This window comes from Streptomyces sp. NPDC058464, assembly GCF_042721035.1.
Lineage (GTDB): Bacteria > Actinomycetota > Actinomycetes > Streptomycetales > Streptomycetaceae > Streptomyces.
Genome location: NZ_JBHXMA010000006.1, coordinates 124,895 through 140,299, shown reverse-complemented (window position 1 = coordinate 140,299; position 15,405 = coordinate 124,895). Strand labels below are relative to the sequence as shown.

Below are 15,405 nucleotides of genomic sequence, written 5' to 3'. Positions count from 1 at the left end.
CTACTTTCCCCGGTTCTTCCGCCGTGCGGCCGGGACCGTCCGGCCCACGATCACCGTACGCCTGGGCTCCTTCACGGGCACGTCCGCCTTGCGGCCGGCCAGCGCCCGGCGCACGCCGTAGCCGAAGGCCGCGACCTTGACCAGCGGGCCGCCGAAGGTGGAGGCGACGGTCGTGGACAGCGCGGAGGCGTTGGACGTGACCTCCTGGACGTCGGACGCGATCGCGTCGACCCGGTCGATCTGGGTCTGCGCGGAGCGGACGGCAGTGGAGGCGTCGGCGAGCAGCGGGACGGCCTGGTCCGTCACGTCCGCCACCAGCTTGGTGGTCGCCTTGAGCGTCTGGGCCAGCCTCACGAGGGCCACCGCGAGGAAGGAGACCAGGATCGCCCAGAAGACGGCCACCAGGATCCCGGCCACCTCTCCACCGGACACCGCGCGCACCCGCTCCCTGTCTCGTGCCTGAACGATGTGGATCAACTACAACGTGGATCAACAACGAAAAGTCTGCACCGAGCCTATCGCGCCGGGCATGGGACTCCGTACCGGATTAGCGCGCGCGGAAGGCGGAGTTGCGGGAAGCGATTGTACGGACCGAACACGGTTAAGTACGCTCCGTGTCCCATGCGAGGTCCTCAGCGCCCCGGCTCTTCGGCGGACGGCAATCTGCCCCTGGAACTGACCGCCTTCGTGGGCCGCTCGGCCGAACTGGGTGAGTTGTCCCGGGCCCTGGAGTCCGGTCGGCTGGTGACGGTGACCGGGGCCGGCGGGGTCGGCAAGTCCCGGCTCGCGGCCCGGGCGGCGGCCGGTGCGGCGCCCCGGGACGGGGTGTGGCGGGTGGAGCTGGCGCCGGTGCGCGACCCGGAGTTCGTGGAGTACGCGGTCGTGGAGGCGCTCGGCCTGACCGACCACACCACCCGGCTGCCGCGCGAGACGCTCCTCGGTCATCTGGCGGACCGCCGGATCCTCCTCGTCCTCGACGGGTTCGAGCATCTGGTCGGCGCGTGCGCGGAGCTGGTGGCCGAACTGCTGCGGCGGTTGCCGGACCTGGCCGTGCTGGCGGTGGGCCGGCGGCCGCTCGGGGTGGCGGGCGAGCGGCTGTTCCCGCTGGCGCCGCTCGGCGAGGACGAGGCGGTGGAGCTGTTCGCCGAGCGCGCCGGGCGGCAGGGGCTGGACGTGCGGGACTGCACGGAGGTGCGGGAGGTGTGCCGGCGCCTGGACGGGATCCCGCTGGCGGTCGAGCTGGCGGCGGGGCGGCTGCGGGCGCTGTCGCCGGGGCAGTTGCTGGAGCGGCTCGACGACCGGTTCCGGCTGCTGACCGGTGGCGGGCAGGACGCGCTCCCCCGGCACCGGACGCTGCGCACGGCCATCGGCTGGAGCCATGAACTGTGCACACCCGCCGAGCGGTTGCTGTGGGCGCGGCTGTCGGTGTTCGCGCAGACCTTCGACCTGGAGGCCGCCGAGTACGTGTGCAGCGGGGACGGACTGGCGTCCGAGGAGGTCCTGGACGTGCTGGCGGAGCTGCTCGCCCAGTCGGTGGTGTCCCGTGAGGAGGCGCGGTCGGGCGTGCGCTACCGGATGCTCGACACCGTACGGGCGTACGGCGCCGGCTGGCTGGCGGCGACGGGGGACTCGGGGCGGCTGCGGCGCCGGCACCGGGACTGGTTCATGGGGCTGGCGACCTGGTGCGAGCTGGAGTGGTTCTCGCCGCGGCAGGGCGAGGTGGCCACGCGGGTCGAGGCCGAGCTGCCGAACCTGCGGGCGGCTCTGGACCACTGTCTTACCGAGCCGGACGAGGCGCATCTGGGCCAGTTTCTGGCGGGTTCGCTGTGGTTCTGCTGGGCGGGCTGCGGGCGGCTGTCGGAGGGGCGGCGCTGGCTGGAGCGGAGTCTGGAGCTGGACTCGGAGTATCCGCGGTCCCGGCTGAAGGCGCTGTGGGTGCTCGGCTACGTGGCGATCCTCCAGGGCGACGCGGTGCCCGCGCTCGCCGCGCTCCAGGAGTGCCGTGCGGAGGCCGAGCTGGCCGCCGATCCGACGGCGGTGGCGTACGCGGAGCACCGCACCGGCTGTCTGGCCCTGGTCACCGATGACATGGTGCGCGCGGAGACGCTGCTGCGCTCGGCCCTCGGCCGATACCAGGAGATCGGCGAGCTCAACAGCAATGTCCTGATGGGGCAGGTCGAGCTGGCGATGACCAGGGCGTTCCGCGGGGATCTGCCGGACGCGGTACGGCTGTGCGAGGACGTGCGCCGGGTCTGCGAGGACCACGGCGAGCGCTGGGCCCGTTCGTACGCGCTGTACGTGCTGGCGTACGCGGCCTGGCAGGGCGGCGACCACGCGGCCGCCCGGGAGCTGCTGACCGACTGCCTGGACCATGCGCACGGTTTCCGGGACCTGCTGGGCTCGGTGCTGTCGATCGAGCTCCTTGCGCTGGTGACGGTGGCTCAGGGCGATCCGGCGGAGGCGGCGGTGCTGCAGGGCGCGGCCGGGCGGATGTGGCCGTCGGTGGGGCTGCCGCTGTTCGGCTCGGCGTACTACAACGCCCCGCACGAGCTGTGCGAGGCGACGGCGCGGCGGGCGCTGGGCGACGAGCGGTACGCGGAGTGCGTACGGCAGGGGGCGCTGCTGGACCGGGAGGCGGCGGTGGCCCGGGCGCTGGACTACTTCGGGGGACGGCCGCTGGACGCGCTGCCGTCGCCGCGCGGGCCGGTACGGCAGCGGCGGGACGGCGCCGACATGCGGAAGCCCGCCGCCTCGCCCACCCGGAAGGGCGGGGAGACGGCGGGCTGACGCTGAGGTGCTACACCCGGCTGGTGATCAGCGGGCGTAGTACTCGACGACGAGCTGCTCGTCGCAGATGACCGGAACTTCCTTGCGGTTCGGCTCGCGGTCCAGGCGGAAGGCCAGGGCGCGGAGGTTCACCTGCAGGTAGCGGGGGGTCTCGCCGTCGGGGGCGAAGCCACCCTCACGGGCGATCTGGAAGAGCGTCTTGTCCTTCGAGCGGTCGCGGACCTGGATGACGTCGTCCGGACGCACGCGGTAGGACGGCTTGTCGACCTTCTGGCCGTTGACCTGGATGTGGCCGTGGACGACCATCTGGCGGGCCTGGTAGATCGTGCGGGCGATGCCCGAACGCAGGACCAGCGCGTCGAGGCGGCGCTCCAGCTCGATGATCAGGGCCTCACCGGTCTTGCCCTGCACCTTGGAGGCACGCTCGTAGGCGCGGACGAGCTGGCGCTCGGACACGTCGTACTGCGCGCGTAGACGCTGCTTCTCCAGCAGACGGACCTTGTAGTCCGAGTTCTGCTTGCGGCCGCGGCCGTGCTCACCCGGCGGGTAGGGACGGGCCTCGAAGTACTTGACGGCCTTCGGGGTCAGCGCGATGCCGAGGGCACGCGACTTCTTGACCTTGGGGCGGGACTGGTTCGCCACTGTCTCTTTCTTCCTTCTGATATTCGGCTTGTCAGGGTTGAGGGAGGTCGCAATCCGCAGCCGGGGAAACCCGCCGGGACCCGTTGCCGGGCCTGGTGGGCAGCCGCTCCCCTGGTCTGGGCACATACGTGCAGCACGCGAGTGGCCCACCGACCGGTCCCGCCGTGCGGCGGATGGTGGTGGGCTGCCCGCGACACCGATCGACGGTGCGCGACGCTCCTGGATCCCCCTGACGGGGGTTCCGGCCGACTGTCCCGCTCTGACTGCGCGGGACTCGGCGCTTCGAGGGATTCTACAGGCTGCTCAGGACCGCCTGCGACCGAGGTGCTTCCTGGTCCACTCGACGGCGTCGGCGTACCGGGCCTCGGCGCCGTGCCGGGTCGGGGTGTAGTACTCGCGGTCCCTGACGGTGTCCGGGGCGTACTGCTGCTCGGCGATGCCCTCGGGCAGGTCGTGCGGGTAGACGTACCCCTGCGCGTGCCCCAGCTTGGCGGCGCCCTTGTAGTGCCCGTCGCGCAGGTGCGGGGGCACCTGGCCGGCCAGGCCCTTGCGGACGTCCTCCATGGCGGCGCCGATCGCGGTGGTCGCGGAGTTGGACTTGGGGGCCAGGGCGAGGGCGATGGTGGCGTGGCTGAGGGTGAGGGCGGCCTCGGGGAAGCCGATCATGGCGACGGCCTGGGCGGCGGCCACGGCTATCGGGAGGGCGTTCGGGTCGGCGAGGCCGATGTCCTCGCTCGCCGAGATCATCAGCCGGCGGGCGATGAAGCGGGGATCCTCGCCGGCCTCGATCATGCGGGCCAGGTAGTGCAGGGCCGCGTCGACGTCCGACCCCCTGATGGACTTGATGAGGGCGCTGGCGACGTCGTAGTGCTGGTCGCCGTCGCGGTCGTACTTCACCGCGGCCCGGTCGACGACCTCCTCCAGGGTCTGGAGGCCGATCTGCGTCTCGCCCTTGTCGAGGGCGGCCCCGGCGGCGGCCTCCAGGGCGGTCAGGGCGCGGCGGGCGTCGCCGCCGGCGATGCGCAGCAGGTGCTCCTCGGTGTCCTCGGGGAGGGTGACGGCCTCCTTGAGACCCCGCTCGTCGGTGAGGGCCCGGCGCAGGAGCCCGCGGACGTCGTCGTCGGTGAGCGGTTCGAGGGTGAGGAGCAGGGAGCGGGACAGGAGTGGCGAGATCACCGAGAAGTACGGATTCTCGGTGGTCGCGGCGATCAGGGTGACCCAGCGGTTCTCGACGGCCGGCAGCAGGGAGTCCTGCTGGGCCTTGCTGAAGCGGTGGATCTCGTCCAGGAAGAGGACGGTCTCCTTCCCGTATCCCCCGGTGGCGCGGCGGGCGCCGTCGATGACCGCGCGCACCTCCTTGACGCCCGCGGTGATCGCGGAGAGCTCCACGAACCGCTTGTCGGTCGCCTTGGAGACGACGTACGCGAGGGTCGTCTTGCCGGTGCCGGGCGGCCCCCAGAGGATCACGGACGACGGTCCGGCGGGGCCGCCGGAGCCCGCGCCGACCAGTCTGCGCAGCGGGGATCCCGGCTTGAGCAGGTGCTGCTGGCCCACCACCTCGTCGAGGGTGCGCGGGCGCATCCGCACCGCCAGGGGGCTCCCGATCGGGTCCTTCTCCTGGCGTTCTTCTGCGGCGGCGGTGAACAGGTCGGGTTCCACGCTGAAACCCTAAGTCACGGCACTGACAATCCCGCCCGGGCCGTCGGCGGCCCCGGTGGTCAGCTGGTCCAGAAGTCCCACCAGCGGGTCAGGATCAGCATGCCGATGATGCCGATGTGCAGGACCGGCAGCACCCAGGTGAACTCACCGAAGAAGGACTTCAGCCAGTTCGGGGTCGGCAGGAAGCCCTGGCGGATGTTGAAGGAGGTCACGTACCAGAACATGGTGATCGTGGCGACCCAGGCCAGCGAGCACCACAGGCAGAGCGCGTTGATCCGGTACAGGGACTGGAACTGCAGCCAGGTGCAGAAGGCCACGCCGAAGAGGGTGCCGAAGTTGAAGGTCAGCCAGTACCAGCGCGGGAAGCGGGCGCGGGTCAGCAGGCTCATGCCGACGCAGATCACGATGCCGTAGCAGACCAGGCCGAGCATCGGGTTCGGGAAGCCGAAGGCGGCGGCCTGCTTGGACTCCATGACGCTGCCGCAGGAGACCACCGGGTTGAGGCTGCACCCGGGGGTGAACGTCTTGCCCTCGACCTTGGCTTCCAGCAGCTTGAACTTGTCGATCGTGATGACCCAGGCGGCCAGCAGGCCGGCGGCGCCGGTGATGATCAGCAGCAGCGCGAAGGCGCGGCTGCCGCCCTCGGTGCGCGGTGCCGCGGAGGCGTGCTCGGGCTCGGGCTCGGTGGAGACGTCCTTGACTGTCGTCTTGCTCATCACGCCGATTCCGTCTGTTTGAGAGTTGGAACTTCTTCGGGCAGGGGCCATTGTGCCGCACGAGGCACCCTGCCCACCGTTCGGTGGGCATAAGGAAGTACGCACGACCGCCCCGAAGAGTTCGGTTCCGGCCGATGCTCGGGACACCCGCGCGTGGCGGTCCCGGATGCGCATCGGCCGGCAGGGGGAACCGGCACCCGCCGCGTTGACGGTACGCCCCCCTGCCGGCCCCCACCGGCCGCTCAGCCCAGCCGGGACTCCAGCTCCGCCACGATCTCGTTCACGCCGATCGCCGACTGCTCGCCGGACTCCATGTCCTTCAGCTGGACGACGCCCTCGGCGAGGTCCCGTTCGCCGGCGACGATCGTGTAGCGGGCGCCGCTGCGGTTGGCGTTCTTCATGGCGCCCTTCAGCCCCTTGGCGCCGTAGGAGAAGTCCGCCGCGATGCCGACCCGGCGCAACTCCGTGACCTTCGCGAAGAGGACGCGACGCGCCTCCTCGCCGAGCGGCACCGCGAACACGCTGGTGGCGGACGGGATGTCGAGCTCGACGCCCTCCGCCTCCAGTGCCAGCACCGTGCGGTCGACGCCCAGCGCCCAGCCGACGGACGGCAGCGCGGGGCCGCCGATCATCTCGGAGAGGCCGTCGTAGCGGCCGCCGCCGCCCACCGCGGACTGGGAGCCCAGGCCGTCGTGGACGAACTCGAAGGTGGTGCGCGTGTAGTAGTCGAGACCGCGGACCAGCTTCGGGTCGTCCTCGAAGGAGACGCCCGCCGCCGTGATCAGCTCACGGACCTCCTCGTGGTACGCCTTGCAGGCGTCGCAGAGGTAGTCGCGCAGCAACGGGGCGTCGCCCAGCTGCTTCTGGACCGACTCCCGCTTGTCGTCCAGGACGCGCAGCGGGTTGATCTCGGACCGGCGCAGGGTGTCCTCGTCCAGGTCGAGGCCGCGCAGGAAGTCCTGGAGGGCCGCGCGGTACACCGGGCGGCACTCCTTGTCGCCGAGGCTGTTGAGCAGGATGCGGAAGTTGCTCAGGCCCAGCGAGCGGTACGCCTGGTCGGCCAGGATGATCAACTCGGCGTCCAGGGCCGGGTCCTCGGCACCGATCGCCTCGGCACCGACCTGGGAGAAGTGGCGGTAACGGCCCTTCTGCGGGCGCTCGTAGCGGTAGTACGAGCCGGAGTACCAGAGCTTCACGGGGAGGTTGCCGGCCTTGTGGAGGTTGGCCTCCAGGGCCGCGCGCAGGACGGACGCGGTGCCCTCGGGGCGCAGCGCCAGCCGGTCGCCGCCCTTGGTCTCGAAGGCGTACATCTCCTTGGTGACGATGTCGGTGGACTCGCCGACACCGCGCGCGAAGAGCTCGACGTTCTCGAAGCCCGGGGTCTCGATGTAGCCGTAGCCGGAGTTGCGCAGCGGGGCGGCGATCGCCTCGCGGACGGCCAGGTACTTGGCGCTCTCCGGCGGGATCAGGTCGTACGTGCCCTTGGGGGCCTGAAAGGTGCTCACGGAAGTTCTCGTCACATTCCTCGTCGGGGAGCGTCGGCTTGCGCTCCCTGGCCGGCGGCCACCTGCCGCAGATAGGCGTTGGTGGCGCGCTCCTGACCGATGGTCGTCTGGGGGCCGTGGCCGGACAGCACCACGGTGGAGTCGTCGAGCGGCAGGCACACGCGGGCCAGCGACAGCAGCATGTCGTCCATGGAGCCGCCCGGCAGGTCCGTGCGTCCGATGGAGCCGGCGAAGAGCAGATCGCCGGAGAAGAAGACCGAGGGGATCTCGGCCGTCTCCGGCATCTGGAAGGTCACCGACCCCTTGGTATGGCCCGGCGCGTGCGCGACGGAGAACTCCAGCCCGGCCAGCGCGAGTCGAGCGCCGTCGGTCAGTTCCCTCACCTCGTCCGGCTCCCCCACCGTCAGCTCGCCCATCAGCGGCATGCCGATGGACCGGCCGAGCGCCTTCTCGGGGTCGCTCATCATGTACCGGTCCTCGGGGTGGATCCAGGCCGGTACGTCGTGCGCGCCGCACACGGGGACGACCGAGGCCACGTGGTCGATGTGGCCGTGGGTGAGGACGACGGCGACGGGCTTGAGCCGATGCTTCTTCAGTGCTTCCTCGACGCCTTCGGCGGCCTGGTGGCCGGGGTCGATGATCACGCACTCCTCACCGGCGGCGGGGGCGACGAGATAACAGTTCGTCCCCCAGGCCCCGGCGGGGAACCCGGCAATGAGCACGATCGTCCTTCGTTGTGTCGATTCGGGTGGCTACAAGCTGTGGTCCAGAGCCTACCGGCGCTGCCGTTTCCTCAGCGAACCCATATACGGTACGGGGCTACACGCAGTGGTCGGCTCACACAGCGCACAGGACGCACGCGTAACCGGTCGACATATACGACACGCATGAGGAGAGAACCCGGTGGTCACCCAGGAGCAGCGGCGGCGTCAGCTCGCCCGGGAGAAGTTCTTGCGGCAGCAGCAGCGGCGTACCAGCGCACGCCGCAAGGCACGCATGCGCAACTCCGTGATCGCGTCCGTGCTCGGCGTGATCGTGATCGGCAGCGTCGCGCTGTACACGACCGGCGTGCTGAAGAACGACGACAAGGCGAACGCCAGCTCGGAGACGACGCCCAGCGCCACGCCCAGCGCCAGCAAGGCACCGGACCCGTGCGAGAAGGCCGCGGCCGGCAAGGTGGCGAAGCTGAGCTGGAAGAAGGAGCCGGCGATGACGATCGACACGTCCGCCGACTACACGCTGAAGCTGGCGACGACGTGTGGTGACATCGGCATCGCGCTGAAGACGTCGGCGGCGCCGCACACCGTGAACTCGTTCGACTTCCTCGCGTCGAAGGGCTACTTCGACCACACGAAGTGCCACCGGCTCACCACCAACGGCATCTACGTGCTGCAGTGCGGCGACCCGACGGGCACCGGCAGCGGCGGTCCCGGGTACACGATCCCCGACGAGAACCTGAAGGACAAAAGCCTGAAGGGCGGCATCTACCCGGCGGGCACGGTCGCGATGGCCAACACGGGCCAGAAGCACACCGGTGGCAGCCAGTTCTTCCTGGTCTACCAGGACAGCCAGTTGCCTGCCAGCTACACCCCGTTCGGCACTGTCGACGCCGCCGGACTGAAGGTCCTGAAGAAAATCGCCGCCGCGGGAGAGAACACGGGTCAGGGCGACGGAGCCCCGAACGCAACGGTCGTGATCAACAAGGCCACGGTCACGAAATCCTGACTACCAACTGCGAAATTTCGGTCGCGCGGGATGCGGACAGGCAACCCGCCGGTCGCCTATGTTGGCCGTGACGAAACTGTGGACGATGCCCGGGGGCGCTGAGGCCCCTCGCGGGCATCATGTGGAGGAGGCGCTGTGAGCAGCGACCCGTGGGGCCGCGTCGACGAGACGGGGACCGTGTACGTGCGTACGGCCGACGGCGAGCAGGTCGTCGGTTCCTGGCAGGCCGGCTCCCCCGAGGAGGCGCTGGCCTACTTCGAGCGCAAGTACGAGGGCCTGGTTGTCGAGATCGGCCTCCTCGAAAAGCGAGTACAGACCACCGACCTGTCCGCGAAGGACGCCCAGGCCGCCATCGACCACCTGCGCGAGCAGGTGGAGGCGCACCACGCGGTCGGTGATCTGGAGGCGCTGCGGACCCGGCTCGGCGATCTGGTGAAGACCGTCGACTCGCGTCGCGAGGAGCGTCGGGCACAGCGTGCCAAGCAGTCCGACGAGGCCCGGCAGGCCAAGGAGGACCTGGTCGTCGAGGCGGAGCAGCTGGCGCAGTCCGACCAGTGGCGGGCGGCGGGTGAGCGGCTGCGGTCCCTGGTGGACACCTGGAAGGGCCTGCCGCGTCTGGACCGCAAGTCGGACGACGAGCTGTGGCACCGCTTCTCGCACGCCCGGTCGGCCTTCTCCAAGCGGCGCAAGGCCCACTTCGCGCAGCTCGACGCGCAGCGCGAGGACGCCCGCAAGGCCAAGGAGAAGCTGGTCGCCGAGGCCGAGTCGCTGTCGGACTCGACGGACTGGGGTCCGACGGCCGCCCGCTACCGCGAGCTGATGTCGGAGTGGAAGGCGGCCGGCCGTGCCCAGCGCGAGCACGAGGACGACCTGTGGAACCGCTTCCGCGGCGCCCAGGACGTGTTCTTCGCGGCGCGCGGGTCCGCCTTCGCCGAGCGGGACGCGGAGCAGACGGAGAACCTGAAGCTGAAGGAGGAGCTGGCCGCCGAGGCCGAGAAGCTCCTGCCGATCGGCGACCTGAAGTCCGCGCGGTCCGCCTTCCGCTCGATCAACGAGCGGTGGGAGGCCATCGGTCACGTGCCGCGCGACGCGCGTCCGAAGGTCGAGGGCCGGATGCACACGGTCGACCGCGCCATCCAGGAGGCCGAGGAGGCCGAGTGGCGCCGGACCAACCCGGAGGCACGCGCGCGTGCCGCGGGTCTGACCGGCCAGCTGCAGGCCGCCGTGGACAAGCTGCGGGCGCAGATCGAGCAGGCCCGCGCCCAGGGCAACGCGTCGAAGGCGGACAAGCTGGAGCGTGAGCTGGAGGGCCGCCAGGCGCTCCTGGACCAGGCTCTGAAGGGCCTGCAGGAGTTCGGCGGCTGAGTTTCCCGACGGTTTCCGCGACATCGAGAGGGGCCCCCTACACGGCGTACGGGGCCCCTCTCGTCGTATGTCCGGTGTCCGGCTGCCGCTACGAGCGGTTGCGCGCCGAGGTCACGCGGTAGACGTCGTACACGCCCTCCACGCCCCGTACGGCCTTCAGGACGTGGCCCAGGTGCTTGGGGTCGCCCATCTCGAAGGTGAAGCGGGAGGTGGCCACCCGGTCGCGGGAGGTCTGGACGGCCGCGGAGAGGATGTTGACGTGCTGGTCGGACAGGACGCGGGTGACGTCCGACAGGAGCCGGGACCGGTCCAGGGCCTCGACCTGGATGGCGACCAGGAAGACCGAGGACTGGGTGGGCGCCCACTCGACGTCGAGGATGCGCTCGGGCTCCCGGGACAGTGACTCGACGTTGACGCAGTCGCTGCGGTGAACCGATACACCGCTACCGCGCGTGACGAAGCCGATGATCGGGTCGCCGGGCACGGGCGTGCAGCAGCGGGCCAGCTTGACCCAGACGTCGTCGACGCCCTTCACGACCACGCCGGGGTCCTGGTTGCTGCGCCGCTTGCGGCCGCGGGTGCGGGACGGCGGGACCGCCTCGTCGATCTCCTCGGTGGCCGCCTCCTCGCCGCCGAGCGCCTGCACCAGCTTCTGCACGACGTTCTGCGCGGCCACATGGCCCTCGCCGATCGCCGCGTACAGCGAGGAGATGTCCGGGTAGCGCATCTCGTGCGCCAGCGTGACCAGCGAGTCGCCGGTGAGGATGCGCTGGATCGGCAGGTTCTGCTTGCGCATCGCGCGGACGATGGCGTCCTTGCCCTGCTCGATCGCCTCGTCCCGGCGCTCCTTGGAGAACCAGCCGCGGATCTTGTTGCGGGCACGCGGGGACTTGACGAAGCCGAGCCAGTCGCGGGAGGGGCCGGCGCCGGGCGCCTTGGAGGTGAAGACCTCGACCAGGTCGCCGTTGTCCAGCGTCGATTCGAGCGGGACGAGGCGGCCGTTGACTCTGGCCCCTATGGTCCGGTGGCCGACCTCGGTGTGGACCGCGTACGCGAAGTCGACCGGGGTCGCCCCGGCCGGGAGCGCTATGACGTCGCCCTTGGGCGTGAAGACGAAGACCTCGTTGCGGGACAGGTCGAAGCGCAGGGACTCCAGGAACTCGCTGGGGTCCTCGGTCTCCTTCTGCCAGTCCAGCAACTGCCGTAGCCAGGCCATGTCGTTGAGGTGGTCGTCCTTGCCCTTGCCGGACGACTTCGGCACGTCGGTGCGGACCTTGGAGGCGCCGGCGACGGCCTCCTGCTTGTACTTCCAGTGCGCGGCGATGCCGTACTCGGCGCGGCGGTGCATGTCGAACGTGCGGATCTGGAGTTCGACCGGCTTGCCGTTGGGGCCGATGACCGTCGTGTGCAGCGACTGGTACATGTTGAACTTGGGCATCGCGATGTAGTCCTTGAAGCGCCCCGGAACCGGGTTCCAGCGCGCGTGGACGGTGCCCAGGGCCGCGTAGCAGTCGCGGACGGTGTCCACCAGGACGCGGATGCCCACCAGGTCGTAGATCTCCGCGAAGTCGCGGCCGCGGACGATCATCTTCTGGTAGACGCTGTAGTAGTGCTTCGGCCGGCCGGTGACGGTCGCCTTGATGCGGGCGGCCCGCAGGTCGGCCTGGACCTCGTCGGTCACTATGGCGAGGTACTCGTCGCGCTTCGGGGCGCGCTCGGCGACCAGCCGGACGATCTCGTCGTACATCTTGGGGTAGAGGATCGCGAACGCGAGGTCCTCCAGCTCCCACTTGATGGTGTTCATGCCCAGGCGATGGGCGAGCGGCGCGTAGATCTCCAGGGTCTCGCGCGCCTTCTTCTCCTGCTTCTCGCGCTTGAGGTAGCGCATGGTGCGCATGTTGTGCAGGCGGTCGGCGAGCTTGATGACCAGGACGCGCGGGTCCTTGGCCATGGCGACGACCATCTTGCGCACGGTCTCGGCCTGCGCGGCCTCGCCGAACTTGACCTTGTCGAGCTTGGTGACGCCGTCGACGAGCAGGGCGACGACGTCGCCGAAGTCGCGGCGCAGGTCCTCCAGGCCGTACTCGGTGTCCTCGACGGTGTCGTGCAGCAGGCCCGCCATCAGGGTGGCCGGGTCCATGCCCAGCTCGGCGAGGATGGTGGTCACCGCGAGCGGGTGGGTGATGTACGGGTCGCCGCTCTTGCGCTTCTGGCCGCGGTGCCAGCGCTCGGCGACCTGGTAGGCGCGCTCGATCTGGCGCAGGGTGGCGTTCTCGATCTTGGGGTCGTTGCTGCGGACTATGCGCAGCAGCGGCTCCAGCACCGGGTTGTACGGGTTCGCGCGCTGCACGCCGAGGCGGGCCAGGCGGGCGCGGACGCGGTTGGAGGAGCCGGAGCGTGCGGGCTGGCCGGTGTTGGGGCGGGCCACCGGACGCTCGGGAGGGGCCGGTTTGGGGCGCGAGGACTCCGCCGACTTCTCGGCCGGCGCGGACTGGGCGTGCTCGACCGGCCCACGGGTGTCGTTCTTCGTCTGCGACACGTTCGGCGCGGGCTTGGCCGCGGGGGCCGAGGCGGGCTCGGGCTTGGCGGCGGTAAGTGGCTGGGCCTCGTCTGGCAAGAGGGCTCCTCGTGCGCGATCCGGGTCCCCGGTCAGGCTCCGGATGACCCATGGTAGCGATCCCGGGCTCCGGGATCGCCTTCAGGCCGAAGTGAGAGCGGTCCACCGGGGTAACACGGGCGGCTGCCACCGGATTCCCTATCCCGGCAACAGAACCCGGAAACCCTCTTCCAAAAACTCACCAATTGGACAGATCGGGAAAATCGAGACCATTAATTCTGTTGACTCGAACATCAGCCGCTACATAAGATCCACTTCGACCCGGAAGCGGAAGAAATTGACCTATTCCGCTTTCAAAGAAAAAGAAACGGGATGAGCATGAGAATGTTCGGAAAGACAGTGGCTGCTGCGGCTCTGGCCGTGGGTATGAGCGCGGCTTTCGCGCTTCCCGCGCAGGCTGCGACCGCGGCCCCCATGTCGACGCACCGAGGTAGCTCGGGGTGCTTCAACTGGTCTTGGGCGGACGGCACCACCACGACCACCATCTACTACCACAACACGTGCAGCACGACGCAGCACCTGTGCGTGTGGTGGAAGGACGGTGCGGAGAACAACCTGCACCGCATCACCGCTGCGGGCGACGAGAAGGGACACCTCAAGGAGCCCGGCACCATCATAACCAACGACATCGAGGACTGCTGATTTCGAAATCAGCCGGATTCCGTGAATAGCACGGAAAAATGAAGCGGCCCCGGGTGCGCATTGAATCGCACCCGGGGCTACGTCGTCTCCATCTCCGCTCAGATGGTGAGCACGGCCTCCAAGGGGGCGCCCTTGAGGGCGGATTCCAGACGGGCCCGTCCGCCCAGGAAGCCCAGCTCCATCAGGACCGCGACGCCCGCGACCTCGGCGCCGGCGCGGTGGATCAGCCGGATCGAGGCCTCGGCGGTGCCGCCGGTGGCGAGCACGTCGTCGACGACCATGACGCGGTCGCCCGCGGACAGGTCCTCGGCGTGCACCTCGATCTCGGCGGAGCCGTACTCCAGCTCGTAGGCCTGCCGGAGGGTGGCTCCGGGGAGCTTGCCCGCCTTGCGCACGGGGATGAAGCCGAGCCCGGCCCGCACGGCGACCGGGGCGCCCAGGATGAAGCCCCGCGCCTCCAGGCCGACGACCTTGGTGGCGCCGGTCTCGGCGGCGATCCCGGCGAGTGCGTCGGTGACCGCGGTGAACGCGGCAGGGTCCGCGAGCAGCGGCGTGATGTCCTTGAACATCACGCCCTGCTCCGGGTAGTCCTCGACGTCCCGGATGCGGCTGAGCAGCAACTCCTTGATGTCGGTCATCGGCGCTTCCCCGAGGGCCGGCCGCGGCCGCCCCGGTTACGGGACGCGGGCTGGTTGCGCGGGCCGACGACGGCCGGAGCGGCGTCCTCGGGGTCCTCGGAACCACCGACCCGGACCTCGGCCATCTCCTCCTCGGCGGCGGCCTGGGCGCGCTTGGCGAGGACGCGCTTCTTCAGGGCCTTCATCTGCGGCTCGGCCTCCTTGAGGTCGGCGACGAGAGGCGTGGCGATGAAGATCGAGGAGTAGGCACCGGCGGCGAGACCGACGAACAGCGACAGCGAGATGTCGTTGAGCGTACCCGCGCCGAGGAAGCCGCCGCCGATGAACAGCAGGCCCGCGACCGGCAGCAGTGCGACGACCGTGGTGTTGATCGAACGGACCAGGGTGCCGTTGATCGAGTGGTTGGCGATGTCGCTGTAGGTGAAGCGGGTCTGCTTGGTGATGTCCTTCGTCTGCTCCTTGAGGCTGTCGAAGACGACGACCGTGTCGTAGAGCGAGTAACCGAGGATCGTCAGCAGACCGATGACCGTGCCGGGCGTGACCTCGAAGCCGACCAGGGCGTAGATACCGGTCGTGATGGTGATGTCGTGGATCAGCGCGACCAGGGCCGCGAGCGCCATCCGCCACTCGAAGGCGATCGCCAGGTAGATCACCACGAGGACCATGAAGATGCCGAGGCCCTCCCAGGCCTTGTTGGCGATCTCGTCACCCCAGCTCGGGCCGACCAGGTCGGAGTTGATGGACTCGGGGTCCACCTTCATCTCCGTGGCCAGCTTGGCCTTGGTCGCGTCCGACTTCGCGGTGTCCATGCCGGCGATCTGGATGCGCAGACCGCCCGTGCCGAGCTTCTGCACGACCGCATCGTGGCCGGAGGCCTCCTTCGCGAAGGTCTCCGCCTGGGACACCGAGACACTGGTCTTCGAGGTGGTGAAGACGGCGCCGCCCTGGAAGTCGATGCCCATGTTCAGGCCGCGCACCGCCAGGCCGACGATGGCCGTGATGGTGATCAGGATGGAGACGCCGTACCAGATCTTGCGCTTGCCGACGAAGTCGTAGCTGATCTCGCCGCGGTGGAGTCGGGCGCCGAGGTTGCCGAGTTTCGACATCGC

Annotated in this window: 13 protein-coding genes; 4 read left to right on the top strand and 9 right to left on the bottom strand. The window is 69.8% G+C overall.

Annotated elements, in window-relative coordinates; genetic code table 11:
- Positions 1–432 carry a DUF948 domain-containing protein gene (locus ACFWPQ_RS11005; RefSeq protein WP_384032137.1) on the bottom strand — a complete coding sequence of 144 codons (432 nt, stop codon included), beginning with the start codon at positions 430–432 and terminating at the stop codon, positions 1–3.
- Positions 433–621: 189 nt separating this feature from the next.
- Between ACFWPQ_RS11005 and ACFWPQ_RS11000 the strand changes: the two genes are divergently transcribed.
- Positions 622–2,787 (top strand): ATP-binding protein, encoded by a 2,166-nt coding sequence (locus tag ACFWPQ_RS11000; RefSeq protein ID WP_384032135.1) that lies wholly within the window; start codon positions 622–624, stop codon positions 2,785–2,787.
- A 27-nt stretch (positions 2,788–2,814) separates the two neighbouring features.
- Here the strand turns inward: ACFWPQ_RS11000 and rpsD are convergent, their stop codons facing one another.
- The 5 genes from rpsD to ACFWPQ_RS10975 form a co-directional block, all read right to left on the bottom strand.
- A complete protein-coding gene (gene rpsD / locus ACFWPQ_RS10995) occupies positions 2,815–3,429 on the bottom strand; it encodes a 30S ribosomal protein S4 (protein ID WP_089103239.1) in 615 nt (204 codons plus the stop codon).
- A 303-nt stretch (positions 3,430–3,732) separates the two neighbouring features.
- Positions 3,733–5,088, bottom strand: a complete 1,356-nt coding sequence (locus ACFWPQ_RS10990; RefSeq protein ID WP_384032133.1) for a replication-associated recombination protein A — start codon at positions 5,086–5,088, stop codon at positions 3,733–3,735.
- A gap of 59 nt (positions 5,089–5,147) precedes the next feature.
- Positions 5,148–5,804, bottom strand: a complete 657-nt coding sequence (locus ACFWPQ_RS10985; RefSeq protein WP_384032132.1) for a vitamin K epoxide reductase family protein — start codon at positions 5,802–5,804, stop codon at positions 5,148–5,150.
- Positions 5,805–6,046: 242 nt separating this feature from the next.
- A complete protein-coding gene (hisS, locus tag ACFWPQ_RS10980; protein ID WP_384032130.1) occupies positions 6,047–7,309 on the bottom strand; it encodes a histidine--tRNA ligase in 1,263 nt (420 codons plus the stop codon).
- Between the two features lie 11 nt (positions 7,310–7,320).
- Positions 7,321–8,031 (bottom strand): MBL fold metallo-hydrolase, encoded by a 711-nt coding sequence (locus ACFWPQ_RS10975; protein WP_384032128.1) that lies wholly within the window; start codon positions 8,029–8,031, stop codon positions 7,321–7,323.
- A gap of 181 nt (positions 8,032–8,212) precedes the next feature.
- Between ACFWPQ_RS10975 and ACFWPQ_RS10970 the strand changes: the two genes are divergently transcribed.
- Positions 8,213–9,034 (top strand): peptidylprolyl isomerase, encoded by an 822-nt coding sequence (locus tag ACFWPQ_RS10970; protein ID WP_361291102.1) that lies wholly within the window; start codon positions 8,213–8,215, stop codon positions 9,032–9,034.
- Between the two features lie 135 nt (positions 9,035–9,169).
- Positions 9,170–10,399, top strand: a complete 1,230-nt coding sequence (locus tag ACFWPQ_RS10965) for a DUF349 domain-containing protein (RefSeq protein WP_384032126.1) — start codon at positions 9,170–9,172, stop codon at positions 10,397–10,399.
- A gap of 88 nt (positions 10,400–10,487) precedes the next feature.
- Here ACFWPQ_RS10965 and ACFWPQ_RS10960 read toward each other — a convergent pair whose 3' ends face one another.
- Positions 10,488–13,016, bottom strand: a complete 2,529-nt coding sequence (locus ACFWPQ_RS10960) for a RelA/SpoT family protein (RefSeq protein ID WP_384032124.1) — start codon at positions 13,014–13,016, stop codon at positions 10,488–10,490.
- A gap of 414 nt (positions 13,017–13,430) precedes the next feature.
- Between ACFWPQ_RS10960 and ACFWPQ_RS10955 the strand changes: the two genes are divergently transcribed.
- Positions 13,431–13,658, top strand: a complete 228-nt coding sequence (locus tag ACFWPQ_RS10955; RefSeq protein WP_217550581.1) for a hypothetical protein — start codon at positions 13,431–13,433, stop codon at positions 13,656–13,658.
- Between the two features lie 98 nt (positions 13,659–13,756).
- Here ACFWPQ_RS10955 and ACFWPQ_RS10950 read toward each other — a convergent pair whose 3' ends face one another.
- The gene (locus ACFWPQ_RS10950; RefSeq protein ID WP_384032122.1) at positions 13,757–14,296 is read right to left on the bottom strand and encodes an adenine phosphoribosyltransferase; all 540 of its coding nucleotides are present in this window, start codon (positions 14,294–14,296) and stop codon (positions 13,757–13,759) included.
- Positions 14,293–15,402 (bottom strand): protein translocase subunit SecF, encoded by a 1,110-nt coding sequence (gene secF, locus ACFWPQ_RS10945; protein WP_384032121.1) that lies wholly within the window; start codon positions 15,400–15,402, stop codon positions 14,293–14,295. Before secF ends, ACFWPQ_RS10950 begins: the two co-directional genes overlap by 4 nt.
- Positions 15,403–15,405 lie beyond the last annotated feature (3 nt).